The organism is Paenibacillus sp. LjRoot153 (assembly GCF_964253085.1).
Taxonomy (GTDB): Bacteria; Bacillota; Bacilli; order Paenibacillales; family NBRC-103111; genus Paenibacillus_E.
In genome coordinates this window covers 3,707,902-3,733,390 of sequence record NZ_CAXUQH020000001.1, presented here as the reverse complement: position 1 = coordinate 3,733,390, position 25,489 = coordinate 3,707,902, and the positions used below count along the sequence as shown (strand labels likewise).

Annotated in this window: 33 protein-coding genes; 4 read left to right on the top strand and 29 right to left on the bottom strand. The window is 46.2% G+C overall.

Annotation, left to right across the window (positions count from 1 at the left end; all coding sequences use genetic code 11):
- Nucleotides 1–4: 4 nt before the first annotated feature.
- From rsmD to ACSQ8P_RS15720, 7 genes are all read right to left on the bottom strand, one after another.
- The gene (gene rsmD / locus ACSQ8P_RS15750; RefSeq protein ID WP_436236034.1) at nucleotides 5–580 is read right to left on the bottom strand and encodes a 16S rRNA (guanine(966)-N(2))-methyltransferase RsmD; all 576 of its coding nucleotides are present in this window, start codon (nucleotides 578–580) and stop codon (nucleotides 5–7) included.
- Between the two features lie 684 nt (nucleotides 581–1,264).
- Nucleotides 1,265–1,807: a hypothetical protein gene (locus tag ACSQ8P_RS15745; RefSeq protein WP_436236033.1), complete on the bottom strand. Its 543-nt coding sequence runs from the start codon at nucleotides 1,805–1,807 to the stop codon at nucleotides 1,265–1,267.
- A gap of 133 nt (nucleotides 1,808–1,940) precedes the next feature.
- Nucleotides 1,941–2,090 carry a hypothetical protein gene (locus tag ACSQ8P_RS15740; RefSeq protein WP_436236032.1) on the bottom strand — a complete coding sequence of 50 codons (150 nt, stop codon included), beginning with the start codon at nucleotides 2,088–2,090 and terminating at the stop codon, nucleotides 1,941–1,943.
- Between the two features lie 27 nt (nucleotides 2,091–2,117).
- Nucleotides 2,118–2,345: a hypothetical protein gene (locus ACSQ8P_RS15735; protein ID WP_436236031.1), complete on the bottom strand. Its 228-nt coding sequence runs from the start codon at nucleotides 2,343–2,345 to the stop codon at nucleotides 2,118–2,120.
- 168 nt (nucleotides 2,346–2,513) lie between these two features.
- Nucleotides 2,514–2,990 (bottom strand): stalk domain-containing protein, encoded by a 477-nt coding sequence (locus tag ACSQ8P_RS15730; protein ID WP_436236030.1) that lies wholly within the window; start codon nucleotides 2,988–2,990, stop codon nucleotides 2,514–2,516.
- Nucleotides 2,991–3,028: 38 nt separating this feature from the next.
- Nucleotides 3,029–3,361: a copper amine oxidase N-terminal domain-containing protein gene (locus tag ACSQ8P_RS15725; protein ID WP_436236029.1), complete on the bottom strand. Its 333-nt coding sequence runs from the start codon at nucleotides 3,359–3,361 to the stop codon at nucleotides 3,029–3,031.
- 223 nt (nucleotides 3,362–3,584) lie between these two features.
- Nucleotides 3,585–4,130, bottom strand: a complete 546-nt coding sequence (locus ACSQ8P_RS15720; protein WP_436236028.1) for a hypothetical protein — start codon at nucleotides 4,128–4,130, stop codon at nucleotides 3,585–3,587.
- A 169-nt stretch (nucleotides 4,131–4,299) separates the two neighbouring features.
- Here ACSQ8P_RS15720 and ACSQ8P_RS15715 point away from each other — a divergent pair, with 169 nt between their 5' ends.
- The gene (locus tag ACSQ8P_RS15715) at nucleotides 4,300–4,470 is read left to right on the top strand and encodes a hypothetical protein (RefSeq protein WP_157257142.1); all 171 of its coding nucleotides are present in this window, start codon (nucleotides 4,300–4,302) and stop codon (nucleotides 4,468–4,470) included.
- Between the two features lie 83 nt (nucleotides 4,471–4,553).
- Here the strand turns inward: ACSQ8P_RS15715 and ACSQ8P_RS15710 are convergent, their stop codons facing one another.
- A complete protein-coding gene (locus ACSQ8P_RS15710) occupies nucleotides 4,554–4,838 on the bottom strand; it encodes a hypothetical protein (RefSeq protein WP_056624777.1) in 285 nt (94 codons plus the stop codon).
- A 153-nt stretch (nucleotides 4,839–4,991) separates the two neighbouring features.
- Between ACSQ8P_RS15710 and ACSQ8P_RS15705 the strand changes: the two genes are divergently transcribed.
- On the top strand, nucleotides 4,992–5,489 hold the full coding sequence (locus tag ACSQ8P_RS15705; protein WP_436236027.1) for an N-acetyltransferase family protein: 498 nt from the start codon (nucleotides 4,992–4,994) through the stop codon (nucleotides 5,487–5,489).
- A gap of 239 nt (nucleotides 5,490–5,728) precedes the next feature.
- Here the strand turns inward: ACSQ8P_RS15705 and ACSQ8P_RS15700 are convergent, their stop codons facing one another.
- Nucleotides 5,729–5,962: a hypothetical protein gene (locus tag ACSQ8P_RS15700; RefSeq protein WP_436236026.1), complete on the bottom strand. Its 234-nt coding sequence runs from the start codon at nucleotides 5,960–5,962 to the stop codon at nucleotides 5,729–5,731.
- Between the two features lie 10 nt (nucleotides 5,963–5,972).
- Between ACSQ8P_RS15700 and ACSQ8P_RS15695 the strand changes: the two genes are divergently transcribed.
- Nucleotides 5,973–6,677, top strand: a complete 705-nt coding sequence (locus tag ACSQ8P_RS15695; protein ID WP_436236025.1) for a polysaccharide deacetylase family protein — start codon at nucleotides 5,973–5,975, stop codon at nucleotides 6,675–6,677.
- Between the two features lie 77 nt (nucleotides 6,678–6,754).
- On the opposite strand, the gene ACSQ8P_RS15690 is transcribed toward ACSQ8P_RS15695, so the two are convergent.
- The 14 genes from ACSQ8P_RS15690 to ACSQ8P_RS15625 all read right to left on the bottom strand — a co-directional run bounded on the left by ACSQ8P_RS15690 (nucleotide 6,755) and on the right by ACSQ8P_RS15625 (nucleotide 19,843).
- The gene (locus tag ACSQ8P_RS15690) at nucleotides 6,755–7,213 is read right to left on the bottom strand and encodes a Fur family transcriptional regulator (RefSeq protein ID WP_436236024.1); all 459 of its coding nucleotides are present in this window, start codon (nucleotides 7,211–7,213) and stop codon (nucleotides 6,755–6,757) included.
- 168 nt (nucleotides 7,214–7,381) lie between these two features.
- Nucleotides 7,382–8,386 carry a CobW family GTP-binding protein gene (locus ACSQ8P_RS15685; protein WP_436236023.1) on the bottom strand — a complete coding sequence of 335 codons (1,005 nt, stop codon included), beginning with the start codon at nucleotides 8,384–8,386 and terminating at the stop codon, nucleotides 7,382–7,384.
- Nucleotides 8,387–8,428: 42 nt separating this feature from the next.
- Nucleotides 8,429–8,971 (bottom strand): hypothetical protein, encoded by a 543-nt coding sequence (locus ACSQ8P_RS15680; RefSeq protein ID WP_436236022.1) that lies wholly within the window; start codon nucleotides 8,969–8,971, stop codon nucleotides 8,429–8,431.
- A 5-nt stretch (nucleotides 8,972–8,976) separates the two neighbouring features.
- Nucleotides 8,977–10,140 carry a metallophosphoesterase gene (locus ACSQ8P_RS15675; RefSeq protein ID WP_436236021.1) on the bottom strand — a complete coding sequence of 388 codons (1,164 nt, stop codon included), beginning with the start codon at nucleotides 10,138–10,140 and terminating at the stop codon, nucleotides 8,977–8,979.
- 38 nt (nucleotides 10,141–10,178) lie between these two features.
- Nucleotides 10,179–10,859 (bottom strand): SOS response-associated peptidase, encoded by a 681-nt coding sequence (locus ACSQ8P_RS15670; protein WP_436236020.1) that lies wholly within the window; start codon nucleotides 10,857–10,859, stop codon nucleotides 10,179–10,181.
- 146 nt (nucleotides 10,860–11,005) lie between these two features.
- Nucleotides 11,006–11,530 (bottom strand): hypothetical protein, encoded by a 525-nt coding sequence (locus ACSQ8P_RS15665; RefSeq protein WP_436236019.1) that lies wholly within the window; start codon nucleotides 11,528–11,530, stop codon nucleotides 11,006–11,008.
- Nucleotides 11,527–12,804 (bottom strand): DNA polymerase IV, encoded by a 1,278-nt coding sequence (locus ACSQ8P_RS15660; RefSeq protein ID WP_436236018.1) that lies wholly within the window; start codon nucleotides 12,802–12,804, stop codon nucleotides 11,527–11,529. The genes ACSQ8P_RS15665 and ACSQ8P_RS15660 overlap by 4 nt, the downstream gene beginning before the upstream one ends.
- Entirely contained in the window at nucleotides 12,801–13,172 is a 372-nt protein-coding gene (locus ACSQ8P_RS15655) for a hypothetical protein (protein ID WP_063795520.1), read from the bottom strand. The genes ACSQ8P_RS15660 and ACSQ8P_RS15655 overlap by 4 nt, the downstream gene beginning before the upstream one ends.
- Nucleotides 13,173–13,456: 284 nt before the next feature.
- Complete coding sequence (locus tag ACSQ8P_RS15650; protein ID WP_171635563.1) at nucleotides 13,457–13,744, bottom strand: stage VI sporulation protein F; 288 nt, start codon at nucleotides 13,742–13,744, stop codon at nucleotides 13,457–13,459.
- A 648-nt stretch (nucleotides 13,745–14,392) separates the two neighbouring features.
- Nucleotides 14,393–14,659, bottom strand: coding sequence for a DUF1294 domain-containing protein (locus ACSQ8P_RS15645; protein WP_236287748.1), 267 nt, complete (start codon nucleotides 14,657–14,659; stop codon nucleotides 14,393–14,395).
- A 94-nt stretch (nucleotides 14,660–14,753) separates the two neighbouring features.
- Nucleotides 14,754–16,799, bottom strand: a complete 2,046-nt coding sequence (recG, locus tag ACSQ8P_RS15640) for an ATP-dependent DNA helicase RecG (RefSeq protein WP_436236017.1) — start codon at nucleotides 16,797–16,799, stop codon at nucleotides 14,754–14,756.
- A 3-nt stretch (nucleotides 16,800–16,802) separates the two neighbouring features.
- A complete protein-coding gene (locus tag ACSQ8P_RS15635) occupies nucleotides 16,803–17,663 on the bottom strand; it encodes a DegV family protein (protein WP_436236016.1) in 861 nt (286 codons plus the stop codon).
- A 45-nt stretch (nucleotides 17,664–17,708) separates the two neighbouring features.
- Nucleotides 17,709–19,454 (bottom strand): DAK2 domain-containing protein, encoded by a 1,746-nt coding sequence (locus tag ACSQ8P_RS15630; RefSeq protein ID WP_436236015.1) that lies wholly within the window; start codon nucleotides 19,452–19,454, stop codon nucleotides 17,709–17,711.
- 29 nt (nucleotides 19,455–19,483) lie between these two features.
- A complete protein-coding gene (locus ACSQ8P_RS15625; RefSeq protein WP_310499088.1) occupies nucleotides 19,484–19,843 on the bottom strand; it encodes an Asp23/Gls24 family envelope stress response protein in 360 nt (119 codons plus the stop codon).
- A gap of 251 nt (nucleotides 19,844–20,094) precedes the next feature.
- On the opposite strand from ACSQ8P_RS15625, the gene rpmB reads away from it, so the two are divergent.
- A complete protein-coding gene (rpmB, locus tag ACSQ8P_RS15620; RefSeq protein WP_029197753.1) occupies nucleotides 20,095–20,283 on the top strand; it encodes a 50S ribosomal protein L28 in 189 nt (62 codons plus the stop codon).
- A 104-nt stretch (nucleotides 20,284–20,387) separates the two neighbouring features.
- Here rpmB and spoVM read toward each other — a convergent pair whose 3' ends face one another.
- The 6 genes from spoVM to ACSQ8P_RS15590 all read right to left on the bottom strand — a co-directional run bounded on the left by spoVM (nucleotide 20,388) and on the right by ACSQ8P_RS15590 (nucleotide 25,479).
- Nucleotides 20,388–20,468, bottom strand: a complete 81-nt coding sequence (spoVM, locus tag ACSQ8P_RS15615; protein ID WP_036634233.1) for a stage V sporulation protein SpoVM — start codon at nucleotides 20,466–20,468, stop codon at nucleotides 20,388–20,390.
- 294 nt (nucleotides 20,469–20,762) lie between these two features.
- The gene (locus tag ACSQ8P_RS15610; protein ID WP_436236014.1) at nucleotides 20,763–21,008 is read right to left on the bottom strand and encodes a hypothetical protein; all 246 of its coding nucleotides are present in this window, start codon (nucleotides 21,006–21,008) and stop codon (nucleotides 20,763–20,765) included.
- A gap of 16 nt (nucleotides 21,009–21,024) precedes the next feature.
- On the bottom strand, nucleotides 21,025–21,675 hold the full coding sequence (gene rpe, locus ACSQ8P_RS15605; RefSeq protein WP_436236013.1) for a ribulose-phosphate 3-epimerase: 651 nt from the start codon (nucleotides 21,673–21,675) through the stop codon (nucleotides 21,025–21,027).
- Nucleotides 21,676–21,680: 5 nt separating this feature from the next.
- The gene (rsgA, locus tag ACSQ8P_RS15600) at nucleotides 21,681–22,613 is read right to left on the bottom strand and encodes a ribosome small subunit-dependent GTPase A (protein ID WP_436236012.1); all 933 of its coding nucleotides are present in this window, start codon (nucleotides 22,611–22,613) and stop codon (nucleotides 21,681–21,683) included.
- Nucleotides 22,613–24,718, bottom strand: coding sequence for a Stk1 family PASTA domain-containing Ser/Thr kinase (gene pknB / locus ACSQ8P_RS15595; protein ID WP_436236011.1), 2,106 nt, complete (start codon nucleotides 24,716–24,718; stop codon nucleotides 22,613–22,615). Before pknB ends, rsgA begins: the two co-directional genes overlap by 1 nt.
- On the bottom strand, nucleotides 24,715–25,479 hold the full coding sequence (locus ACSQ8P_RS15590; RefSeq protein ID WP_436236010.1) for a Stp1/IreP family PP2C-type Ser/Thr phosphatase: 765 nt from the start codon (nucleotides 25,477–25,479) through the stop codon (nucleotides 24,715–24,717). Before ACSQ8P_RS15590 ends, pknB begins: the two co-directional genes overlap by 4 nt.
- Nucleotides 25,480–25,489 lie beyond the last annotated feature (10 nt).

Sequence of the window (25,489 nt, the reverse complement as noted above, 5' to 3'; positions counted from 1 at the left end):
TCCTTCAATTACTGAGTCCTATGGACGCGTTGTCGCGTTTAAATATGGTAACAGCCGTATCTCCATAGTCCGCTCTACGTAGCTGCTTGAATCCACCAATGGTGTCTAGCAGTACATCCTTAGCATCGTGCTCGACCACGATCGTGGCGTCCGGTTCTACAATGGCTTGCTCCTCCATCGTCGTCATCAGTTCTGCGATCCCTTTCATCCGGTAGGGTGGATCTAGAAATACAAGTTGGAACTTCTCCGCCCGCTTCGCCAATACCTTCAACGCTCGCGCCGCATCTGTACGGTAAATCTCTACCTGATCCTTCACTTTGGCTACTTCTACATTGTGTCCAATCGTGTCGATGCTTTTCTTCTCGATATCAATAAAAACCGCCTTATCCATCCCACGGCTCAGCGCTTCTATCCCCAGTCCGCCCGTTCCAGCGAACAAATCGAGCACCTGCCCTCCATCGAAATAAGGTCCGATCATACTGAAGATCGCTTCCTTCACTTTATCTGTTGTTGGTCGTGTACTAGTACCGGGTACAGCCTTTAACGACCTGCCTTTGGCCGTGCCTGAAATCACTCTCATCTGTGCCGTTTCCCTTCCATGCTGGTTCATTCTTTTGCTATCGTACCACAAGCACTAATCTGACACAAAAATTTTATCCCTGCGATGTATAAATTTACCGTAAAGCGGTCATCCTTGAACTATCGACATCAGAGAATGTCGTAGACAACCGCGGAGAAGGCTTACGTTTCCCCATAAGCTCTTCATCCGGTTTCTCCTCTCCCATGAGGCGGCTGCGCAAGCAGTCGCCGTTATTATTTTATAGGACAGTTTTCCAAACCCTTATAGTATAAGGGTTTATTTGATTATAACACTAAATAAAATTCATGTTTTACAGATCGTACAACCTTGGCTTGGGGACGAAAATTACCAATACTAAGAATAAAGCAACAAATATATTCCTAACACAACCTACTATATTCGGCTAAAAAACTGCACTATAAGATCCTGCAAAAAACAGAACCTCTTTGTTCAGTCAGTATAGATGAAAAAACTTCTCCCTAAATCGGTCTCTTTCAATAAACTTTTTTTGTCCAATTCTGTTCAAAACCCTCGAGTGTCAGCCCTTTGTTTTCAAAAATCGTATAAATAACTTCTATAATACTGTCTCTTATCGCATCTGAAGATAATTGATTTCATAGAAAAGAAAAACCGCTTAAGATAAAGCTGTTAATTGAACTATCGTTTTGAGTTAGTAAATCTCGTCTAAATCTCTATGTTATTGATATTACACATTATTTTTTCAACCCAACTGACGTTTAGAAAATTTTTATTACGTGCAAGTAGTTCATCCATAAATGCTCGCGTTTTACCTACGACCTCTTTTAAAAAAACATTTACTTCGACAGGCTGTTTGACCCAACGACCATTAATACAGTCACTTAATGGTTTTAGCAATATTGCACCGTGTCCTACTTTCTTTTCTGATACTATATGACTAATAAATACTTGTTCACCACTCCTTTGAATTTCTATCCATGAATTAAAAGATTCAATATCATTGATTATTACAAAGTCAGAAGTTTTGGAAATAATCATTGCTGCTTCAGATATTTGCTCGAACCATCTTGATAGCAAATCCAAACCTTGCAAATCAGCGGGGATTGGTAAATAGGGTATACATCCATAACTACATTCTTCATTACAAACTAACTCAAAGTAACCTGAAACACTTCCACCATTTTCAAGTTCATCTAAAGTTGCAACTGATTCTTCAGAGTCAAAGGTAATCAAATAGTTGATTTTCATAGTGAAAATTTACACCTCTTAATTTTTCCATAATTTAAAAGATCAACTCTCATCCTGCTCTCTTAGAAAGAAGATCAACATTCGGTTTTAACAGCAACAAATAAAATAAACACCCACGTAAATGTGAGTGCTTCTATTTTTCTTCTTTCTCAAACTCGATCGACCGTTTGACAGCTTCAATGAACTTCTCAACAAAATCCGGATCTCCGGGGTTGAGATCATCCATATATGCCTCGTCAAATCCCCCAATCTCTTGCTCTTGATGTTTCGAAGTCTTCGCCATGTAACCCCCCCAATTCTTCAATATCAGCTAACCTTGCTTAAGATAATACACTGTAAAAAATGCATCTTCATTGATAGTGAATTCTCTTGTGTCAACGTTATATTTTATACCAAAAATTTCAATGGCATCGCCTTTAATTAATGTTGGCAAAGGTACCTTCGTCTCCTGTTCAAACAAACATTGATTATCAACAAAGAAACGTGTAATGAAGAATTCTACAGGTGGAAACTCTGGTTCATATTTACTTATATGCATGCATACACCCACCTACTTAATAAAATTCTTGCGTTTATTTACTCCTATTCATTTTTAAAATACCACATTAAGAACTAACACAAAGAAGAACAAACTAAATTGACTAACTAATAAAACATTATGTAACTTTCTCTTTTTCTCCTTAGCGTTCATCCCCACCTACACGATTCACACTATTGAAAAACTACTGGTAGCCATTAAATAAAGCTTATCCAATTTAAAATCATACACAAGTTTCCGCGGCGAGAGAACACTAGCATTAAAATGCTGCTCTCCAAACTTCGGATCCGTATAGTCAAAATTAAAGCTCTGATCGAAACCGCTGTACATCACTTTCATTTCACCTGTTACTTCATTGTAGACACGAAAGATAAAACTCATCTCCGAAGCTGCATTTCGCTCTAAAATGTAGATCAGATTGTGATGATCAGAAGCCATACTGATCACATTCACATTTGGGCGTTCAACAAAAAAATTATACGTAAAACCCATACTCGAAGCCGTAAGTAAGTTGTCGATACGAATCTCCGCAGCTCTCGGATGAGGCGTTGTAATTGCAATGGTTTTCTTCTCATCATTGAAAGGAACCGTCTGATTCAAGCTTTCTGCAATAAACCGCAATGGCACTAGCGTAGTACTATTCATTATGACTGCTGGCTGCTCTAACATCTTACTTTGATTATCTATACGGACAATTTTCTGTTATCAATGGACAGCTTTATCGTGTGACCCGCATACTTGAGAGTGATTGACTGGTCCTCCGTATTCCATGTCAAATCTGCCTTCAAGGCATCTGCAATAAAACGAAGAGGAACCATTGTCGTATTATTTAACAGCACAGGCGGTGTTGAAAGTGTCATTTTCTGCCCATTTACTGTTGCCATTAGTTCGTTGATGGCCAATTGAATCTTTACTCCGACCGAGTTTTTCCCATCATTGGCATAACTCGTTAGGGGATAACTATTAAACAGCGTAGCCGCAATGAACAAAAAAATCACACAGACCCGATACAACACATCATATCCCCCTATAGTCTAGGCGCTTGTATTCGAAGATTTGACTTGCAAAAGTTCGTTATTCTTAAGTTGCAGTTCATGAATAATTGCATTTGTGTTGTTCAAGTTTTTTTGTGCTGCTCGCGTAGCGTTAAGCAGGCTGATGCCAAATTGTTTCTCGAATTCGGGCACGCTGTTTCCAGTAAGTTTAAACACGAGCAAACTCTTTGTTTGTTGAACATTGTTATATGCATCGCTGCTCACTCTTAATGATGGATTTAAGATCATCTGAATTACTTACTGTTTCTAAAAGCTTTAGTGCCATTTGGATGGATTCATTATATTGTTTCATTAAGTCTTCAAAATCCATATTTAATTGATTCATAAATTCATTACCGTTCGTTAAATTGGCATACTGCTGCAGTTGGTGTGAGAAAGTTAGTAAGGCTGTATCCGTATCCTTCAGCCATTGATAGACATTCATTAAGTTTTCTAACTCTTGTTTGGCAGGGTTTAATGGATTGGCAGAGGCGGATTGAGGCATTGTCACATTTACACTATACGTAGTAGGATTCCACGTCACGAGAACCCCAAGCTGTCGTAACATGGACAAGGGTACAACGGTGTGATCTTTATATATCATTGCGGGTAATTCATCAACTTTTAAACTTTGTCCATCGGATGTTACTTGTACAATAGGATTTCCTTCGAAATCTCCATTTAAAGTCGCAGCTCCCGCTACGCCAACTGGTATAGAGAGTACTAGTAAAGATAGTATAAACCTTTTCATTGTGCACCTCGTTAGGAATTTGTTTGACTACTACTTACATTCCACATTTACAACTCGCTCTCCTTCTGCTAGGCTTGATCCTCTCTTCCATTATATGCTATAATCAGAAACAAGAACATACATTCTCTATAGTTCACATTCATCCTACAGTCAGAAAAGAAGGTCAGCCATGAAAGATCAGCCTGTATTTGAGAATTTACGTGACAAGTATGCAGATGAAGACCGCGCCAAGCTTGTGATGTTGCAGTTACGAACATTAATGGGACAGAAGCAGAAGAAGAAATGGTATCAGAAATGGAAAACGCCGACAAAGACGAAGCCAACGAATTGGAACGACTAGAACGTCCCTGCTGGCGTGTAGATTTTGACAATAAAATAGAGGCTCCCCTTCGTAGCTGGTCTACGTGGAGAGCCTCTTCACTTTTATCGGTTTCTTTTGCGTGAATAATATAAGACCCCTAAGTAATGCGCTCCTGTGAATAGGGTGAGTATACCAAAGAACAATAAGAACCCGCCGTTACGATCACGGAAAAACAATTGTACAACGAACAACGCAAGGGAGATTTCGCTCCATAGAAGTGTTCTTTTCTTAAGCTGTGTCAAATCGGCTGTGGATTTGCTTATTTTGCGAAGATTCATGTAAGTCAGGCCAGCGAGTACGATAACACCAATGACGATCACGAGAATATAACTTGAATTGCCTGACATGTGACTCCCCCTAATTCTAGTAGATATTATATCTAAGATACATGGATTAGGACGGAATGTCTAATTGAAAATGTCATTTCGAAGAAGGAGATTAGCATCTCTGGTTGAACATATATTGTAAATTGTCTTCTAAACTCAGCGAGGTGCCATGTCATGTCTACCCTAACATTCAAACCATTAGAGACACCAGACATTCCGTTTTTGATGGATATTTACAATCATTTCGTTATTCATTCAACTTATTCTTTCCATACGGAGCCTGTTGCATTACCCGAGTTCACAGAAAGTGTCATCCACGCTAATCCGCGTTATCAGACCTATGTAATTCTGCTAGATGAGAAGCTCCAAGGCTATGTTCAAGTTATGCCCCATAAGAAAAAACAAGCCTATGATACAACGGGTGAGGTGACGATCTATCTTCATCCAGCATGCGTCGGCAAAGGGATCGGATCTGCCTCTATTCAATATGTAGAAGCGATCGCGAAGGAACGCGACTTCCATTCCTTAATTGCAACTGTTTGCGCAGATAATTCAGCTAGCATCCACATGTTCACCCGAAATGGCTACCAACAATGTGCATACTATCGCGAGGTTGGCTTCAAATGGGGTCAATTTTTAGATATTGTTACGTTTCAAAAAATAATTTCATAGTCCGTCCCAGCTTTTACCCGGCCCATCTCTTGAACGATCTATTTCCGTTATTTGCACGGGATAATTTCGCCTCCCCTTACAAAACCTAGAGCATAGTCATAATGCTCGGAGGGGATTGGTATGACCAAGCGGCTTTGGTCCTTTAGCATCGTTTGCCTGCTTGTAACCAGCTGCGGTGCGCCTTTAACGAAGCCTTTTCAAGATCAGAGTTCAACCCAACATTCTACTCCCGATGTCACTCAGACATCCATGGAGGCTAATAGGGACTTCGCGGTGTCCCCGTTCGTTACAGATGCTTCCGGTTCCAAGCGATTGAGCTTGTTGCCACCCGCTAGCACGCCCTCTGCTTCTGTGTTGCCATCAGCACCCACACGAGCTCCAAGCCATACACTTGCACCAAGTCCTACATTGACGCCTAGCTTGAAGCCTAAGGTCAACCCGAAAAAGTCAGTTGCACAACCTGAAGCCTCCAAGCGACCTTCCTTGCCCGTTCAAAAAAATCAAGGCCAAGTAAGAATTTCTCATAAAAAGCTTACACTCTCACAACTAGTTGTTAAATACCCCGACACGTTCAAGCTCCGCGGCTCAAGTCAGGAGAAGAAAGTCGCGTTAACTTTTGACGATGGACCCGATACACGGTTTACGCCGAAAGTACTCGATGCCTTAAAAGCAAATCAAGTGAAAGCAACCTTTTTCGTACTTGGCGCTATGGCTAACACGCATCCCGACGTCATCAAGCGAATCGTGAATGAAGGGCATGTCATCGGCAACCACTCATACAGCCATGAGAATCTTCCAAAGCTCTCTGTGGATAAATTTCAAAACCAGATTGAGAGTACAGAAACCATTTTGCAGAACCTCATTGGCTACGCCCCTAGGTTAATCCGTCCTCCCTATGGCGCAATTAACGAAGAACAGGTCAAATGGATTGCGGATCATCACTATTTAATTGTGAACTGGAATGTCGATTCCCTCGACTGGAAATCACTGAATTCCGATCAGGTCCTTCACAATATCATGCAGCAAACGAAGCCGGGGTCCATTATTCTCCAGCATTCTGGAGGCGCGGACAGCCAAGATCTATCAGGCACCGTGCAAGCAATTGGACCACTAATTAATAAGCTTAAAGCAGCAGGCTACACGTTCGTCACGGTTCCTGAGCTGCTACACGTAACCAAAAGCAAATAATGCACATAAGAAAAAAGCAGCTTACCGGGATCATCCCCAGCAGACTGTTTTTTTTCTTATGTGCATGTAACGTTAATTTACTCGCCCACCTGAACGGTAGGCATGGCTGATTTACAATCGGCACAATAGCCAAATATTTCAAACCGATGGCTTTGAATCTCAAAGCTCTCCGGCAAATCCTGCACAAGCTTCATCGGACAGAACTCAAACGTCACGGTTTTCTCGCAACTGACGCAAATCATATGATGATGATGATGTGACAAACAGCTCGCTTTAAACTTCAAGCCATCCGCCAAATGAAATTGCTCCAGAACACCCATCTCGCTCAACAATCGGAGATTACGATACACCGTATCGAAGCTTACGCCTGGATATTTCATTTTCATATGCTCATAAACATCCTTCGGCGATAAGTAACTGCCCGATTCTGCGAATAAGGTCGCTAAGCTTCTACGCTGCTCTGTAATACGCCAGCCCTTCTGCGACATCGCTCTTAGCATCTCATCGATCGTATCCGTATGCGTACTCACTTGCATTACCCCTCTGTGTTGAAATGTTCTCCTATTATAGTGCAGCAAATAGGCCACTGGCGTCAAGTGTAGAACGATGACGGAAATTGTATCCACCGGATTTAGGCATTTCGACTTTCACCGAAAAAATCTTCAACATCTGTTGAGGACTTACCATTTCGGCTAGTTGATCTTCTATGTATCGGACTCCGCTTCTAATTTCAGCAAGTTTGTGCGAATGACATCCTTGGCAAAGTTCTCCCCAATGAAGACCGCTACGTCAGGCACATCGCCTTTAGGCGTTATTTTTACAAAATCCATTTCTCTATAGGCGTATTGGAATAAGAACCGACTCGATGTATCTGAGAAGCTGAGAATCCCTTTGGCACGATACACTTCCTGAGGCAGTTGGCTCACGAATTGTTCAAATGCGTTACTATCTACGGCCCGTTCAAAAAAATGGGTATACGCCATTACATGGTTATGCGAATGATGATGATGATGATCATGCTCATGGTGATGCTCGTGGCTATGCAGAGGCGTCTCATCGTTCGATTCTACGTGCATAGGCGACCTATCAGAAGCCTCTGTGTGAATGTCTTCAATTAGCTTGATATCAATCTGACTGAACACGGTATAATGCAAATCCGCATAGGGATTCCATTCCTGTACGAGATCATGCACTTCTTGAAGCGCTGATTCCTGCAGCAGGTCCGTCTTGTTGAGCAGGAGCAAGTTCGCACAACGTATTTGATCCCGCATGAGCCGGTAGGTTTTTCCGCGACTTGTTCGATTTAATTCAAGCAGCTGTGGAGCATCCACAACCGTGATGATGGCTGAAAGCTCTATCGGAAGTATGAGCGAAGCGTCCGTTATCTCATCAATAATTTCCATAGGATTCGCAATCCCCGTCGATTCAACGAAAATTAAATCTGGCTGCTGCTCTGTCACTAATTCGTTCAATGCTGTGCCAAGATCACCACGACTCGAACAGCAGATGCATCCGCCAAGCAGTTCCGACATGGGAACTTCATTGGCGATTAACTGTCCATCCAAATTCACTTCACCTATTTCATTCATGATTACAGCCGGCTTGCGACCCGCTTCGGTGAAATAATCGATGGCCTTGGTGAGTAAAGTCGTTTTACCGCTCCCCAGAAACCCAGATAAAACATATACATGAACCCGTTTGTTTGCCATTTGTGTCACTTACCTCCATCCTTGGGCTAATTACACCCACGCTTACTCGGTCTTCACTTCAAATTTCGTGGCCAAGATGGGCCATTTCCCAACAATACCAGCCAAAAAAGGGAATAACTTTGCCCACAACAGACTCGTACTTGGATCTGCCGGCTTTAACGGAAGCTCTATGCGTTCGTAAAGGATTTTCGCTGCTTCTTGGACCAGCTCAAGTGCCAAGTCCGCAGGGGCCACCGCGGCTACTTGCTCTAATCTAGGAAGATAATAGTGTACGATCGATTCGGATAGGCGATGCTCCGCTAAGTTCTCTGAAGCCATTACCTCGCCCATGCCTAAGCTAACTAAACGTGCTGTTTCTTCCTCAAAAGCGTGCGGGATACAGTAAATCTCCAGCGCCAAAGCCGCTACGTAAATGTCTCTTAACAGTTCATCTTCTTTGGCCATCGTTAAGACAGGTTGTGGTAGATAGGCAATGATGGCCGGCTTCAACGTGTCCCAGCTATTTTCTATACTCTTCATCGTAAACTGCATCATCGCTGCCGCCAGCTCCACAGGTGTAATTTGTTTCTTTTCTAACTCTTGCATTGGTGTTACCCCTCTTCTCTATCGTTACTTGTAAAATGGATCGTCAGCTCAATGATTTCCGATTGGCTGCCTAATCGTATCGGCGGTCCCCATGTACCGAAACCCGAGGACACCATCGCATGTAGATTCTCTTTGCGTAAATAGCCCCAATCTAGTTCAAAGATCCGTCTAGTGAACAGATGATTCGGCGCTATTTGACCACGGTGTGTATGACCTGACAGATTCACATCAACACCCGCGGCTGCCGCTACGTCTAACTGATACGGCTGATGATCCATAACAATAATCGGCTGCGCAAGGTCTAGCCCCTCCATCAAGGACACTAGCGGTTTACGTCCAGCAGTGGAATGCTCCGCTGTTTTATCTTTACGCCCCACGAGATATAAGCGTTCTTGAACATGAACGACTTCATCCATCAACACGTGAACGCCGATTTGTTCCATTTGTTCCACGAAGGCTGGAATATGCCCACCAAAGTATTCATGGTTGCCAAGCACGGCATAAATACCTAATGGAGCCTGCAACTCTCGCATGGTCTGCCCCATTTGATAACGAATAAAAGGTTTAATGTCATCGTCAATGATATCACCAGGCAACAAAATCAGATCAGGTTTCATTGCATTCACATGCTTGACAAGCTTGCGCAAATGGCGGTTGCCGACGACGGCACCTAAATGAATGTCCGAAGCGACAGCGACCCGAAGCTGTTCCCAGTCCCCCGCTTGCTTGGGAATCGTAATCTCATATCTGCGGATCACTGGGGTTTGCGCCAGATAAGAGCCTACTAGGAGGAGAATAAGTACAATGGCTATAACGATCCACCCCAGTATAGGCACATAGCTGGCTGACGAAACAGACGTAGTATAAAGCACACCAATTACTACATCCGTGACTGGCAAAAGAAGGATACCGAATTGGATGAGAGCCAACCAGTAGGAACCCATGATGTTAAGCAGCCGTGTTAGCGTTGGAGGCAGCACCTTTGTCCCAAACCGCCCTATGACATAGGAGAACGCAACGATCCAAAACACAGGCCAATACAACCAGGGAAGAAATGAAGCACCAAATAGATGCGATAAAAAAACCTTCAAGTGCCATCCTATATAGCCGTTGATCGCCGCTACAATAGCAAGTATAATCGTGACCCTGAGCAACATACCATTTCTCATGTTTCTTGACGCTCCCATTCTCTACTACCCTCTAGCTTTTAAAGCAAAAGACTTATCGGCTCTATACATTGCTCATCATCATTGCGCACATTCCCCACTCGGCTAGACACCGGGTACGCTATCATGAGCTCCGAGGGATATGGCTGCAGTAGTGGACGAAGTTGATCCACATTCTTCATATCGCGATTTAACCAAATAGCTTCCTTCTCCCGTGGCAAAATGACCGGCATACGCTCATGAATATCCTTCATCATCTCGTTCGACTCCGTAGTAATGACCGTACATGTCGAGATGCGCACACCTTCGGGAGATGTCCATGTATCGTAAAGCCCTGCCATACTGAACAGTTCCTTGCTGCGCAGCATGATGCGCATCGGTTGCTTATGCTTGCCGCTTCCTTTCCAGTCATAGAAAGAATCTGCTGGGATAAGGCAGCGTTTACGTTCGAACGGCTTGCGGAAGGCAGGCTTGTCTGCCAAGGTTTCGGAGCGCGCATTGAGCATCTGATAGCCAACTTTCTCATCTTTGGCCCACTCTGGAATCAGTCCCCAGCGCAGTTCGCCTAGCTTATTTCGCTGCCCGTCATGGACGATCGCCATTACCTGCTGTCCTGGCGCAACATTATATTTAGGGCTATATCTCGGCATAAAAGTATCGTACATGTCGTAGCGCAGCATCAATTCTTCTAACGTTACGGTGATCGTATAGCGTCCGCACATAGCTAAACATCCTTCTCCTTCACACGGTTATCCATTCTCCTTTCTCCATTATGGAAAAAAGATAGGCTTACGTCAATTCGTAAAGCCCGAAGAACTGTTCTCCTTCAGGCTGTGCGAATGGGCGTTAACCCTATATTCAGACAAATTCACGATTTCTTCTTCGTTTCCTTCTCTAACACACTCACACGCGGATCCGTCCCATAAATGGTTGTGACCAGACTGTCGGCATATCGGCCGATTCTTGCACCAATTTCAGCACGCATGTAGTCCCTCGTCATCGTAAATCGATCTTCATGCTCACGACACCTATACCGGTAACGGATCATCTGATCGTCTTTCTCCTCTTCCGCGACATGCATGTCATTCTCGAGCATATGACGCTTTACTTTGGCTAAGTCGGCGTGCATATTCTTGGCCAGCACCTGGGCCACCTTCGAATAGAGTGTCCTTAGCATCTCGGAGGAACGCTCCACTTCGCGCGCCCTTCGCAAAATAATCGTATGCATCAGCGGCAGCAAAACAGACTCTCGTATAATGCTAATGTCATCCGCTGTCGGGCGTTTCGTATGGACCGGTTTGTCATGACGTTGGCTTTGAGCTGCTTCCCGGTGCTGGGGCAGCATCATTCGGCTTGACTCCCATAAACCGTTATTCTGCAATTTTTTGCTCATTTATAATGACCTCCGATTTTGAGCGAGCGAACCTTCGCTTGGCCAGCTGTCGTCAAGGAGGACGCGCGAACAATCGCCGCATTGCCGAACCGATCCTTAATGCTATCCGTTACCTTCTCCAATTCACGTGCCTTCACTTGATCTTCAAAAAGGGTGAGCTGATACGTTTCATCGTCCACGAACTGGCTTAACATAACACCTGCACGACGAACTGGCATCGTGTCCCAGAATTTATAGAAAAGCTGCTTCACAGCCTGGAAAACAGTGCCGGTATGATTCGTCGGGTCCGGCATCTTCATCTGTCGTGAGAAGCCTGTCGGCGCATCAAAGGGACTACACATACAGCTGACTGTCACGATAGAGGCCATATAGCCTTTGCGCCGACAATCCCGGCACACCTCCTCTGTCAGCTCCATGAGGATCGTATTCACTTCTGACGACTCTGCATAGTCCCTCGGTAGCGTCATCATATGGCCGATGGACTTCGGAGGCGTATCGAACGTGCCCGGCGTGACTGGACTGTCATCCAGCCCGTTTGCCGTTCGCCACATCACCTCTGCGTGAATATCCGACTGCTTACCGAAGCGCGCGCGAAATTTCTGCTTCAACTGAGGCAGTGGTGTTCGTGCCACTTCGCCGATCGTATACATGCCCAACTTGGCAAAATGCGCCGTCATTCGCGAACCAACACCGAACATTTTACTGACAGGTTGCTCCCACAGGTATTCCTCGATAGCGGATGGCAGCAGTGTGAAAATGCCAGTCGCATTCTTTTTGGCCCAAATATCTGTCGCTATTTTCGCTAGAATTTTATTCGAGCTAATGCCTACGCGAACTTTGACACCTGTTTGTTGAAGCACCTTATACTGCAAGGTCTCTGCAATTGTCATCGCATCTCCAAAATGCGGAATACTTCCAGTTACATCCAGAAACTGTTCATCAATACTGAAGATTTCAACTAGATCCGTAACTTCCTCGTAAATTTTGGTTATTTGCAACGAAACATTAATATAATGCTGCATCCTCGGCCGCATGACGATCAGCTCGGGGCACTTCTTCAACGCTTCACCCAACCGTTCGGCTGTCGATACACCATATCCTTTGGCAACAGGGCAGGCGGCTAAAATAATACCTGACCTTAACGCAGGGTCTCCTGCTACGGCAACCGGCTTATTCTCTAGACCTGGATGATCGGCCTTCTCTACACTTGCGTAGAAGCTCTGACAGTCCGCCAGGAAGATCGTTCGTTCCCCACCCTTGTTCCCCTTACTCATCGCAATTCCCCCCGCATATTCATCAGCATAGTCATAAGCTCAGCCTTGACCAAACTACGAAGCATCGTGAAATGATGAATGTAACCTCGAACTTTGTACTCGACTTGGATCCCTAAAGCATTCATTTCCGTGTGAATCACCTTAATCTCTCGCTGCTTCATCTTGCTTTTCAACTGTTGTAATTCTGGATAAATCCCCATCTCAACCTCTCTGAGATAGAAAAGAATATGATTATAAACGATTTTATCTTTATAAACCTTAAGCTCCTCCATATCTCTTGCCAGCATATCAAGCAAAATCGGCAACAGTGTGTATTCCTTAATCATTTGAACATCCTCTTCTGTCTCTACTCTTGAAGAACCACTCATGTTCTCACCACCATATGCGAACATATATTCGTTTTTCCATATTATATACCGAACACGTATTCGTTATGCAAGTGGTTTTTTAGAATTTTTTTTACTAATAAAAGGATGAAATACAGTTATTTTCAATTATTTTACCTCTTTTTACCTATTTATCGAAAAAATGCGCGAATCACCACAGACGAGTGCGTGTCCCCACACCTCGCTACGCAATTAGTTCTTAATCCCCACAAAAAAGCCACAAACAGAACACCACCGGCTCTGTTTGTGGCTTTTACAACATGCAGCTATCGAAATATAGACCATAGTCGAATCAAGTGAAACGTGTTGTTTGGATCAATCTTTTGCGCCAGAATAAACGTTAAAATCTGGTGTGTCTGGTTCCCGCTGAGTTTCTCACCGAAAATACCCGCGGCAAGACCGATTAGGCGCGTAACCTTCGCCGTGTTTTGTAAATCTGCTTTCGTGACGCCTTGCAGGAGCATTTTGATACGCTCCTTCACCTCGGGGTTTTTCATCTTGAACTTTACACGCTCCACGAGCGCAGGATCGATGCCATATTGCTGATAACTCATCCCCGCACCTCCGATACCCGTCATGCTCTATCTTATGAGTGAATGTAGGTAAACTTGACTGAGAGGGATGCATATAAGAAAAACCTATACGTTAGATTTAAGCGGTACAAGACATTTTGCAGCAAAATGATCGCTACTCGGCGGCTTTCCCCTCTATCCAAATGTGTAACGCGCGCAGCACGTGCGGATTAGGGGGGGGCATTGTGGCGCCGACGCATGGTGACAGTGTCATATAAATGGAAAAGGTACAGCTAAATTCGAGCTGTATATCGAAAAATAACAAATAACTGGATTTCCTGCATGTAATTTGATCGAAAATGCAAAAAAACTTCTAAAATCAAGGATTTTACCTACATAATATCCATCTAATCTTCAATTATGGAAGATTTCAGAGAAAATAGCTGGAGTTTTTCCCGTTAAATTGTTTAGGGGGAGGTGCGCGGCGGCCAGGTGGAAATTCAAAAAATTCGGGAGTTCGGGAGTTTGGAGTTCAGGAGTTCAGAATTCAGACCTCAGACTTCGGACTTCGGGGATTCGGGCTTCAGGCTTCAAAGGCTCAAGACTTCAAGGCTGCAACATGAGGCAGAGCCATCCCACCTAACAACCCCCAAAAAAACAGCCACCGTTCCCGGCAGCTGTCCCCTTCACTTACATATACATGGCGATGAAAATAACGCAAATGCAATTTAACGCAATGAGCAGCGGAAAGCCCACAACAAACGAAGTATGCTTCGTTTTGTGACGCCACATGCGCATGCCGAGCCAACCGCCTATCCCACCGCCGAGAGCAGCAAGTAGGAACAGGCGTTTTTCCGGTACACGGCGTCCGCCTTTTTTGGCTTGTCCTTTGTCATGTCCCATCTCAATAAACGTAATGATATTCATCAATAATAAATAAATAAGAAAATAAGTCACGGCTGTACACCTTCATTCCCATAAAATAGTGCAACTACTCCTATCTTAAAAGGGAACTCGCTAGGGGTCAACTTGTGTCGCAGTCCATAATCTACTAATCTAGCACTTCGCTGTCAAAAATATGAGCCCGCTCCAAATACGCCCTCAGCGGCATAAAAGAAGCCCCCGTCCAGAAGGACGAGTCGCCGACTAGCTCCGCTGCATCATCTCGCGCTTGCTCCATGATTTCGAAATCCGCCATCATATCGGCGATGCGGAACTCCGGCAGCCCGCTCTGCTTCGTGCCGAAGAAATCCCCCGGCCCGCGCAGCTCGAGATCGCGCCGGGCAATCTCGAAGCCGTCGGTGGTCTCCGTCATCGCCTTCATGCGCTCCTTGCCGACCTCCGTCTTCGGGTCGGCGATGAGCACACAGAAAGACTGGTGCTCGCCCCGCCCGACCCGGCCGCGCAGCTGGTGCAGCTGCGACAGGCCGAAGCGGTCGGCGTCGTAGATCACCATCAGCGTGGCGTTCGGCACGTCCACGCCCACCTCGATCACCGTGGTCGACACGAGCGCCTCCACGGTGCCTTCCTTAAAGGCGCGCATGATCGCTTCTTTCTCCTGCGCGCTCATGCGCCCATGTAGCAAGCCGATCCGCATCTGCGGAAAATGCTGCTGCAACTGAATGTGGACGTCGATCGCATTCTGTACGTCCAGCTTGTCCGACTCCTCGATGAGCGGACAAATGATGTACGCCTGACGGCCTGCAGCCACCTCCCGCTGGATGAAACCGAGCACACGCTCTAGCATCGCATGCTGAACTGCGTACGTCTTGATCGGCTTACGCCCCTTCGGCAGCTCACGCAGCGTCGAAACGTCCATGTCGCCGAACGCTGTAATGGCCAGTGTGCGCGGGATCGGTGTCGCCGTCATCGTCAGCACGTCCGGATTCATCCCTTTGCGCCGCAGGATGCTGCGCTGATTCACCCCAAAGCGATGCTGCTCGTCCGTTACAACTAGACCTAACTGGCGGAAATACACATCCTCTTGAATCAGCGCATGCGTTCCAACCAACACATGGATCAAGCCCATCTGCAAAGAGGCCAGCAGATCCCGTCGCTGGCGGTCTGTTGAGCTTCCGGTCAGCAAAGCGACCTGCAGCCCATAAGGCTCGAACAAAGTGCTGAGCGAGCGATTATGCTGCTCAGCGAGAATCTCCGTCGGCACCATCAGCGCGCCTTGGTAGCCTGCCTTCACCGTCGCGTAAAGCCCAATAGCCGCGACGATCGTCTTGCCCGCACCGACATCGCCCTGCAGCAGTCGGTTCATCGCGTAGGGCTCCTGCATGTCGTGCAGGAGCTCGCCAACGACCTTCTTCTGCGACTCCGTCAGCTGGAAGGGGAGCGCGCGCACGAAGGCGCGGACAGCAGGCAGATCGACCTGCTGCTTCAACCCATCCGTGCGGCTGCGCGTCACAGCCCGGTAAGCCTGGAGCTTGAGCTGGAATAGGAACAGCTCCTCATACACCATGCGCCTGCGCGCCTGCTTGCCCTCCTCCACGCCGCTCGGCGTGTGGATGACAGCCAGCGCCTTGCTGCGCGGCATAAACCCGTATCTGCTGGTAATGACCGCCGGCAGCACTTCACTGATCAATGCGCTGTACTGCGTCAGCGCCTGCCCTATTACTTTACGCATCCATTTCTGCGTAATTGAGCCCGCAACCGAATACACCGGCTGGATCGTGCCGGTATTCGACTCCCCTTGTCCGGGGAACTCTGAATCGGACACACTCATTTGCCGCCGCTTGGCGTCCCATTTGCCGGTCAGGATAATCTCCTGCTGCGGCCGCAAGCGATCCTTCAGGAAATGGCGGTTAAACCACACCGCCGTCAGCAAGAAATCATCGACCATCACCTTGCAGGATAGGCGAGATTTGCCGCTGTAGCGCTGCAAGACTGGCTCGCCGATGATATAGCCTTTCACGGTGACACGGTCACCATCCTTCACGCTAGCTAGGTCGCGAACCGTATAATCCTCATACCGGAAAGGAATATATTCCAGTAAATCCATAACCGTAAAAACGCCCATGGCGTTTAGCTCAAGTGCTTTTTGAGCGCCAACTCCATGGACTTCACGTACTTGACATTGATTTAAATCCATCTCTTACACCGTACTCACGAAGGCTGCAATAGTACCTGGTCCAGCATGTGCGCCAATGACAGGGCCTAGGGTAATATAATCCACGTGCTCCACAGCAAACCGCTGCACGATGGCCTCCCGCAGCTGCTCCGCACCTTCCAAATTATTAGCATGAGCAATATGCAGCGAGCGGATCGTCTTGTTCGACACATCCGCCGCTAACAGTTCAAGAATGCGTGCAATCGCCTTTTTGTTCCCACGAACCTTATCAACGACTGACACTTCACCTGCGCTATCCAAAGAAAGAATTGGCTTAATGTTTAATAGAGAACCAAAAAGCGCCGATGCCTTGCCAATTCGACCACCCTTCTGAAGAAACTCCAGCGTGTCGACAAGAAAGTATATATAAAAGTTCACTCTCATGGTCTGAACTAGCGCTACGATTTCATCGACGCTCTTGCCTGCCTGAACAGCCTCAGCAGCAGCCACAACGAGTGCGCCAATTCCATACGAAGCAGAGCAGGAATCAACGACGTGAACCTTGCCGAGCTGATCGCCCTCTAACAGCGTAGAAGCCAACTCAGCCGTTCTGTACGTTCCACTCAACACAGAAGACAAATGAATGGAGATGACCTCGGTATCGGGCTCTTCCAGCAAGCTTTGATAGACAGCCAGAAACTCACCAGGTGACGGCGTTGACGTTGTTGGAAAGTGTGAGGATGACGTTAGCTTCCGATAGAAATCCTCTGACTGAAGCGTCACCGTATCCAGATACTGTTCTTCACCAAAATTAATTTTGAGCGGCACCATTTCGATGTTCAACGCTTCTCTGACAGCCAATGGAATATCGGCCGTGCTATCCGTTACAATACGAATATTTGTCACAGGGCTCACTCCAATCACGAATTTAAACTACCTGCTTGTACGCTGTTATTCAACCGAGAATAGGTAAGCATACAAGGGTTGTCCACCAGGATGAAGCTCAATTTCCATATCCGGATACATCGTCTGAATAAAAGCTTCCAGCTCGTCCGTTCCTTCCTCCGTCGCATCTTCGCCTGTTAGGATCGTTACAATTTCGCTGCCTTCATCGATCATTTCCTCAAGCAGCTTCTTGCAGGCGTCCATCAGACTTGGCTGCGAAGAGACAATCCGGCCATCTTGAATACCGATGAAATGACCCTGTTTAATATCCATACCATCCATGTTCGTATCACGCACGGCATACGTCACTTGACCGGATCTCACACGTCGCAGTGATTCATTCATCGCGTCCGTATTCGTCCGTACATCCGCCTTCTCTTGGAAAGCCAAAATAGCTGCAAGTCCCTGCGGAATGGATTTCGAAGGGATGACGATAAGTGTTTTATTATCGACCAGTTCAACCGCTTGCTGCGCAGCCAAAATAATGTTCGAGTTGTTCGGAAGCACATAAATCGTATCCGCATCAATGCTGTTCACCGCGTTCACGATATCCTCAGTACTTGGGTTCATCGTTTGTCCGCCAGACAGCACGACATCCACACCTACACTGGACAAAATGTCTGTAATTCCGTCACCCAGTGCAACTGCAACGAAGCCATACGGCTTATTTGGTACTGTGATTACTGCAACAGCAGCAGGACTCACAACAGGAGCCTCATACCCATGCGTTACGTCTTCTAATATATGTGAATGCTGATCACGCATATTTTCGATTTTAATCCGGCTGAGTGCGCCGTAATTCATCGCTTGATTCATTACCTCGCCCGGGTATTCCGCATGAATATGCACCTTCACGAGCTCTTCATCAGCAACAACAAGGAGCGAATCTCCCAGCTTGCTAAGCTGCTCACGGAATACACCTTCATCAAACGTAAAGCCCTTGACCTTGCCTGGAGCAATCGTCAGCATAAATTCCGTACAATAGCCGAACTCGATGTCTTCTGTAGCTAGATGGGCTTGTGCAGGCAGATGTGCGTGCATTTCTTTCGCCAAATTCATACCTGGAAGAAGCGAAACCTCACCCGAAAGATTGGTATCCATCGTAGCAAAGTCCTCATCGACTTGTACCAATCCGCCGCTTAACGCCGTAACAAAGCCTTCATAGACGCATACTAGCCCTTGGCCTCCCGCATCTACAACGCCGACTTGCTTCAGAATCGCTAGCTGATCTGGCGTTTTCGCGAGTGCTTCCTTTGCCTTGCTCAACACTTCGTTCATCAGATCCAATACATCGTTGCTGCGACGATACTGAACGGCATGCTTAGCTGCTTCCTTGGATACGGTTAAAATCGTACCTTCAACCGGCTTCACAACAGCCTTATAGGCCGTCTCTACGCCTTGTTGCAAGGCAGCCGCGAATTGCTGGCCATTCACACTTTCGAAATCATGCACATGTTTCGCGAAACCGCGGAACAATTGTGACAAAATCACACCAGAATTGCCTCTTGCACCCATCAGTAGCCCTTTGGACAATGCATCAGCTGCTTTCCCAATATGAGAAGATGGCTTCTTCTTCAGTTCCTCACAACCTGCCGTGAGTGTTAAATTCATGTTGGTGCCAGTATCTCCATCGGGTACAGGGAAAACGTTCAATCCATTAACCTTATCTACATTCCTGCGAAGGTTATCCGCACCCGCCAAGACCATGGCAGTGAAGTCATTTCCATTTATTGAAATAAAGCGCTTACTCAAAGTGATTCCCCTTCCTGATTATCGGGCTATTATTTGGCCACTCGAACGCCTTGAACAAAAATGTTCACGTCGTCCACCTGCAGGCCAACTACATCATTTAAAATATATTTGACTTTCGTTTGGACATTACCTGCCACTACGGATATTTTGGTTCCATAGCTGACAATAATATAAAGATCAATTTCAAGTCGCCCGTTCTCTCTACGAACTTCGACACCGCGGCTCAAATTGTCTCGACCTAGCAGCTCAGCTATACCATCCTTCAATTGCTTTCTTGTTGCCATGCCTACAAGTCCATAGCAATCTAATGCAGCAGATCCGGCCAGAGTTGAAATCACTTCATTGGTAATATACACTTTTCCATACTCGGTTGTGAGTTCAATCGGCATTATGTAACAACTCCTTCAAGTTTCGCTTTAGCAAGACTAATCTTCATTGTACTATAACATACTTCATAAATAAACGGCAAAAATGCAGGCATAATTCGTTGACTCGACTCCTTTTGCTATGCTATTATGTTTAAGTGTGTTTTTGCTGGTTACGTTCACGTATCACAAGTAAAAATTTGAGGAATACTGTCATGTCAAGCTTAGGCTTGCCACCCAGGCTTCTTTGTATACTGCCGAAGGAGGTGTCAAACATGTCCCGCAAATGTTTCATTACAGGTAAAAGTCCTAGTTCAGGAAATCACGTGTCCCACGCTAACAATAAAAACAAGCGTACTTGGGGAGTTAACGTTCAAAAGGTTCGCATCCTCGTTGATGGTAAACCGAAACGGGTTTACGTAAGTACTCGTGCGTTGAAATCCGGAAAAGTGGCTCGCGTTTAATTCGTAGCTGCGGATACTTAACTTACTTATGTGAATGACAAAAAGCACCTTAATCGGTGCTTTTTTTGCATTCCTGGGGAGAATGACGTAAGTATGGGCAAACCTTAGTTTTTACTAAATGTATTAAGTACGGCTTTTACGAATCCTCCCAAAAATCTCGGCAGTTTGATTGTGTAGAATTTCATTCTCTACCCCTCCTTAGAATTATCGTCAGCTCACTAACCTCGTTCAAGCATTCACTTTGCGGCTCGTCAGCCACCTGATTTCACAAGCTTCTGCTTGTTCTAGCGCCAGTTTACTGACCTTCTTGAGCAAACGCTTCACAACGTGCATGACTGCTCCTAAACATCATTACAACAGTGTATGCCCAGAGCGTAGAAAAAGTGCCTTCTATTTTTACTTCCTCCCACAATTCAGTTGCTTCCAGAAAGCAAAAAAAGCTACAAGAGCGCATCACTCTTGTAACTATATGTATGCGGCTATGGAGCAGTTATGCCCACCTGAGTATACAGTGCAACAATTAAACTGAAAAGGAAATAGAAGAATACCGAGATCACAATAAACCATATGCGAAAGCTAATTTGTTCAAATCGACGGAAGAACCGCATCCCAACGTAGAGAGCGCCAAGCGAGAAAATGTACTTCACAAAATCGTCTATCGTTGAAAAACACGTCAATAATGCCGCGCAAAGCAGACTGTACATCAGTAGCCAGAGAAATCTCATTGTCCTTGGTCCCCTTTTAGCCGCGTATTCGTCTAATGGCCTCAGCACGGTTCTGTTGCCCGAATACGGCATTGCCGGCTACTAAGACATCAGCCCCCGCCTCTATGACCTGACGAGCTGTTATCTCGTTGATACCGCCGTCTACTTCGATGTGAAGCCCCGTGAGACCCTTCGCATTCGCCTGCTCACGCAGCGAGCGAATTTTATTCAGCATGCCAGGGATGAACGCCTGCCCACCAAAGCCTGGGTTCACCGTCATAATGAGCACGAGATCCAAGTGCTCATCAAGCACATGCTCAATGAGCGAAATTGGTGTAGCAGGATTCAATACAACGCCAGCCTTAATACCGCTTTGTTTAATAAGATCGAGCGTCCGGTGTAGATGCGTACAGGCTTCTACATGCACAGAAATCAGATCCGCACCAGCCTTTACAAAATCAGGAATATACCGGTCCGGCTTTTCGATCATCAAATGAACATCCAGCGGCAGCTTAGTGACTGGACGAATCGCGTCAACAACTAGGGGACCAATTGTAATATTGGGCACAAAATGTCCGTCCATAACGTCGACATGAATCCAGTCCGCTCCGCCCTGCTCCACTGCTTTAATCTCATCGCCAAGCTTGGCAAAATCGGCAGATAAAATAGAAGGTGCTACATATACCATTACGCCTAATACCTCCTCTTCCGATCCTTGATTTCAGTTAAAAATAACAAGTAATGATCATAACGAGAGGCTGCGATCGTCCCACTGGCAACGCCGTCCCGCACTTTACAGTCCGGTTCATGCAAATGCAAGCAGCCTCTGAACCTACAGCCCTCAGCAACAGCAGCGAACTCTCTGAAGCAGGAGCTAAGCCCTTCCGCCTCGACCTCCATGAAGTCCAGCTGGCTGAAGCCCGGTGTATCGGCTACAAGGCCTCCATTAGCAAGAGGCAGCAGCTCCACATGACGAGTCGTATGCTTTCCTCTTCCTAATCTTTGAGAGATCGCATTCGTCTCCAGATCAAGACCGCTAATCATTTTATTCAATAAAGAGGACTTGCCAACACCGGATTGTCCAGCAAACACACTCACTTTACCATCCAAATGCTGTAGAATCGCCTCTACGCCCTCTTCTAGTCTAGAACTCGTCGTAACGAAGGGATAACCGATTCCCTCATAAAGGGTCGTAATCCGCTCAAATTCGGTCGACGTCATTTCTTTGGCATGAGAGGCATTGTCATCCGTATCCGTCAGCAAATCGCTTTTAGTGAAGCATAAGAGCACATCAATCCCCGTATTTTCAATATGCACCAGAAACTTGTCCAATAGCTGCGTATTCAGAACAGGCTCTGTCACCGAAAAAACGAGCACAACCACGTTCACATTCGCGATCGGCGGACGAATAAGCTCCGAAGAGCGAGGAAGGATTTCCGTAACGGTTCCCTCCCCGTTCTCCGTGGCTTCGTACACGACACGATCTCCAACAAGCGGCGTTATATTTCTATTTTTGAACACGCCTCTTCCACGACAGGTAACCGTATTACCCTCCAGAAGAGCAGCCCCTTCAGGCAATACATAATAATAACCGCTAAGCGCTTTGACAATGAGTCCTTGCGGCATTAATTGGCCCCTCCAGCAGGTGGTTTAGAAGCTGTTCCACCGGTTTGACCTTGGCCATTCCCACCAACGGGTATAGCGGGTCCGGTATTTTGTGTCTTCGGAGTCGGGGATGGACTAGGAGATACGGTTTTCCCATTTTTTTGATCCAAATAATCCTGATAGGTACGTGTGATTGAGTTAACCAAGCTGTCTCCTTCTTTGATCAAGATTACGGCTTTTTTGTCCGGTGAAACAATGACTTTGACATCCAAATTTTGCGGCTTCGAGACTTTTTCCGTCAAGTATTCGAAGTTCTCATATTGGGCGTCGCTCACAATGATTTTGAACACAGAATCCTTGCCTTCTGTTGTAGGCTTCACAGGTACGCTAACTGTAAGTTGTCCAGCATCCTCTGGCAATCCATCACTAATGACTAACGACGAAATTTCAGATCCTGCAGAGACATCGGCATTTTTTTCGTAAGGAAATTGTGCAATAACTCGCCCTTTAGCGACCTTGTAGCTCTTCTCACGTGTAATACCATTGACAGCGAGTTTCAATCCCGCCTTGGTGATTTGAGCCTTCGCTTCTGCTTCCGTTAAGCCAACCAGATCCGGCATTTTGAACGTTTCCTTCGCTTTACTCACCGTAAAGGCAATGGCTGCCTTCTCCAATTCGAACTCTTCTCCCGCGAGCGGCGATTGCTGCAAGATGATATCTGGTGCATTCTCAGATGTCTCTTGGGTAATCGTAATTTGCTCATCCTTAATCCCGAGAGCTTTCAACTTTAATCGGACGTCCTTAAGGGGCTGCCCCGCGAAATTGTCCATTTTGACTTTGGGTATGCCTTTACTCACGTAAAGTATGACCTTAGTACCGACATTCAGTCTCATCCCGCTGGGATCTTGACGGATGACCGTATCTTTGGGCAGTTTGCTATCCGCGTCGTATTCGACCGTCCAGCCTAATTTGGCAACCGTTAGTTCAGCTTGCGCTTGTGTCAGTATCTTGTTCTCGACATTCGGGACCTCAACGGTCTCAATGGCGAACATCCCTTTCACATAACCAACCATATACCACATTGCACCCAGCACAATTAATAAAACAGCAATCCAGATGAGCGGCTTAATCCAGCCTTTCCCCTTCGAAGGAGCAGGCTCTTCTCGCCAAGCTGGCTTGTCTGGTTCATCATCGTCATCGTCATCGAATTGAGCTAGCTGATCAGCGCGAATGGCTGGCATAACCAGCGTACGCTCTTCATCCATGCCATAAGCATCCCAGAAAGCAACCTTCGCTTCATTCCGACGATCTGGAGCCAAGCACGTATCTAGATCCGCCATCATCAGCTTCGCAGATTGATACCGTTCTTCCGGCTTTTTGCGCATCGCCTTGAGTATAATGTTCTCTACACTTTGTGGAATCAGCGGATTCACCTTACGTGGCTCTTCCACATCCTCCTGCAGATGCTTCAGGGCGACGGAAATCGGACTTTCCCCTAGAAAAGGAAGTCGACCGGTCAGCATTTGATACATCACAATGCCAAGCGAATACAGATCCGATTTTTCACCCGTATTCGTGCCTTTCGCATGCTCAGGCGAGAAATAGTGAACAGAACCGACGACGGATCCGGTTTGTGTAATCGTAGATGATGTCGCAGCTCTAGCAATACCGAAATCCGTCACCTTCACACGGCCGTTTTTGCCGATTAGAATATTGTGCGGCTTGATATCGCGGTGAATAATTTCATTATGATGGGCGTGATCAAGTGCATCTGCAATTTGACTTGCATAATGAACCGCATCTTCCACCTGTAGTGGCGCCTTTTCCTTAATCAAATCATTCAGCGTCTTGCCTTCGATATATTCCATCACGATGTAATGGACATCTTCTTCTTGCCCAACGTCATAAATACTGACAACATTAGGGTGAGATAGGGAAGCGGCTGCTTGTGCTTCTCTGCGGAAACGACGAATGAATTCTTCATCGTGCACATACTGTGAACGCAGTACTTTGACAGCCACTTTACGATTCAAAAGCAAATCATGCCCTTTGTAGACTAAAGCCATGCCGCCTCCGCCAATACGTTCTAAGATCTCATAGCGGCCTCCAAGCTTTCTACCGATCAATTCCCATCACCCCTTTTTTCGTCCGAATCCTGATCATGTGCAAATAAAAGGACCGTTACATTATCATCTCCGCCTTCGCGAAGCGCGCTCTGGATCAACGCCTCTGCCGCATCTTCCAACTGCTCGTTTTCCCGAACAATTCGCAAAATATCCGCATCATCGACCAATCCGCTCAAACCATCCGAACAAATGAGAATAACATCGTCTGGACGCCACGTGTACTCATACAGATCCACTTCCACACTAGGCTCAGTGCCCAGTGCACGTGTAATCCAATTACGTCTTGGATGATGATCAGCCTCTTCCATCGTTAGCTGCCCATTCTTGACAAGCTCGTAAACTAAGGAATGATCCTCCGTCAGTTGCTGGATAGATTCCCCAGTCAGCTTATATGCGCGGCTATCCCCGATATGTCCGATAATGAGAAGCTCCTGTGAAGCAATAATGGCAACGACTGTCGTTCCCATGCCATGGTACTTTTCTTGATCCGACGCAAAAGCATAAATCTCCTCATTCGCCTTCTCAATCGCTTCCCTCAATATTTGCTTACAGGACTCCACCGACATTCCCCAATGGATGGATTGCAATTGCGCTCCAATCGTGTCAATAGCCATTTGACTGGCAATATCGCCAGCCTGATGCCCCCCCATACCATCTGCAACAATAGCCAAAGATAGACCATTAAGCTGATGGTGGATAGCGGCACGGTCCTCATTGACTTGACGGACTTTCCCTATATCGGTACGACTTACCATCTTCATCCGGTTCTCA

Bases quoted from the DNA above. Each gene is read 5' to 3' on its own strand.
- rsmD (WP_436236034.1), bottom strand. From the start codon at position 580: ATGAGAGTGATTTCAGGCACGGCCAAAGGCAGGTCGTTAAAGGCTGTA.
- ACSQ8P_RS15745 (WP_436236033.1), bottom strand. From the start codon at position 1,807: ATGAAAATCAACTATTTGATTACCTTTGACTCTGAAGAATCAGTTGCA.
- ACSQ8P_RS15740 (WP_436236032.1), bottom strand. From the start codon at position 2,090: ATGGCGAAGACTTCGAAACATCAAGAGCAAGAGATTGGGGGATTTGAC.
- ACSQ8P_RS15735 (WP_436236031.1), bottom strand. From the start codon at position 2,345: ATGCATATAAGTAAATATGAACCAGAGTTTCCACCTGTAGAATTCTTC.
- ACSQ8P_RS15730 (WP_436236030.1), bottom strand. From the start codon at position 2,990: ATGAATAGTACTACGCTAGTGCCATTGCGGTTTATTGCAGAAAGCTTG.
- ACSQ8P_RS15720 (WP_436236028.1), bottom strand. From the start codon at position 4,130: ATGAAAAGGTTTATACTATCTTTACTAGTACTCTCTATACCAGTTGGC.
- ACSQ8P_RS15715 (WP_157257142.1), top strand. From the start codon at position 4,300: ATGAAAGATCAGCCTGTATTTGAGAATTTACGTGACAAGTATGCAGAT.
- ACSQ8P_RS15710 (WP_056624777.1), bottom strand. From the start codon at position 4,838: ATGTCAGGCAATTCAAGTTATATTCTCGTGATCGTCATTGGTGTTATC.
- ACSQ8P_RS15705 (WP_436236027.1), top strand. From the start codon at position 4,992: ATGTCTACCCTAACATTCAAACCATTAGAGACACCAGACATTCCGTTT.
- ACSQ8P_RS15690 (WP_436236024.1), bottom strand. From the start codon at position 7,213: ATGCAAGTGAGTACGCATACGGATACGATCGATGAGATGCTAAGAGCG.
- ACSQ8P_RS15685 (WP_436236023.1), bottom strand. From the start codon at position 8,386: ATGGCAAACAAACGGGTTCATGTATATGTTTTATCTGGGTTTCTGGGG.
- ACSQ8P_RS15680 (WP_436236022.1), bottom strand. From the start codon at position 8,971: ATGCAAGAGTTAGAAAAGAAACAAATTACACCTGTGGAGCTGGCGGCA.
- ACSQ8P_RS15675 (WP_436236021.1), bottom strand. From the start codon at position 10,140: ATGAGAAATGGTATGTTGCTCAGGGTCACGATTATACTTGCTATTGTA.
- ACSQ8P_RS15670 (WP_436236020.1), bottom strand. From the start codon at position 10,859: ATGTGCGGACGCTATACGATCACCGTAACGTTAGAAGAATTGATGCTG.
- ACSQ8P_RS15665 (WP_436236019.1), bottom strand. From the start codon at position 11,530: ATGAGCAAAAAATTGCAGAATAACGGTTTATGGGAGTCAAGCCGAATG.
- ACSQ8P_RS15660 (WP_436236018.1), bottom strand. From the start codon at position 12,804: ATGAGTAAGGGGAACAAGGGTGGGGAACGAACGATCTTCCTGGCGGAC.
- ACSQ8P_RS15655 (WP_063795520.1), bottom strand. From the start codon at position 13,172: ATGAGTGGTTCTTCAAGAGTAGAGACAGAAGAGGATGTTCAAATGATT.
- ACSQ8P_RS15650 (WP_171635563.1), bottom strand. From the start codon at position 13,744: ATGAGTTATCAGCAATATGGCATCGATCCTGCGCTCGTGGAGCGTGTA.
- recG (WP_436236017.1), bottom strand. From the start codon at position 16,799: ATGGATTTAAATCAATGTCAAGTACGTGAAGTCCATGGAGTTGGCGCT.
- ACSQ8P_RS15625 (WP_310499088.1), bottom strand. From the start codon at position 19,843: ATGCCGATTGAACTCACAACCGAGTATGGAAAAGTGTATATTACCAAT.
- rpmB (WP_029197753.1), top strand. From the start codon at position 20,095: ATGTCCCGCAAATGTTTCATTACAGGTAAAAGTCCTAGTTCAGGAAAT.
- spoVM (WP_036634233.1), bottom strand. From the start codon at position 20,468: ATGAAATTCTACACAATCAAACTGCCGAGATTTTTGGGAGGATTCGTA.
- ACSQ8P_RS15610 (WP_436236014.1), bottom strand. From the start codon at position 21,008: ATGAGATTTCTCTGGCTACTGATGTACAGTCTGCTTTGCGCGGCATTA.
- rpe (WP_436236013.1), bottom strand. From the start codon at position 21,675: ATGGTATATGTAGCACCTTCTATTTTATCTGCCGATTTTGCCAAGCTT.
- rsgA (WP_436236012.1), bottom strand. From the start codon at position 22,613: ATGCCGCAAGGACTCATTGTCAAAGCGCTTAGCGGTTATTATTATGTA.
- ACSQ8P_RS15590 (WP_436236010.1), bottom strand. From the start codon at position 25,479: ATGAAGATGGTAAGTCGTACCGATATAGGGAAAGTCCGTCAAGTCAAT.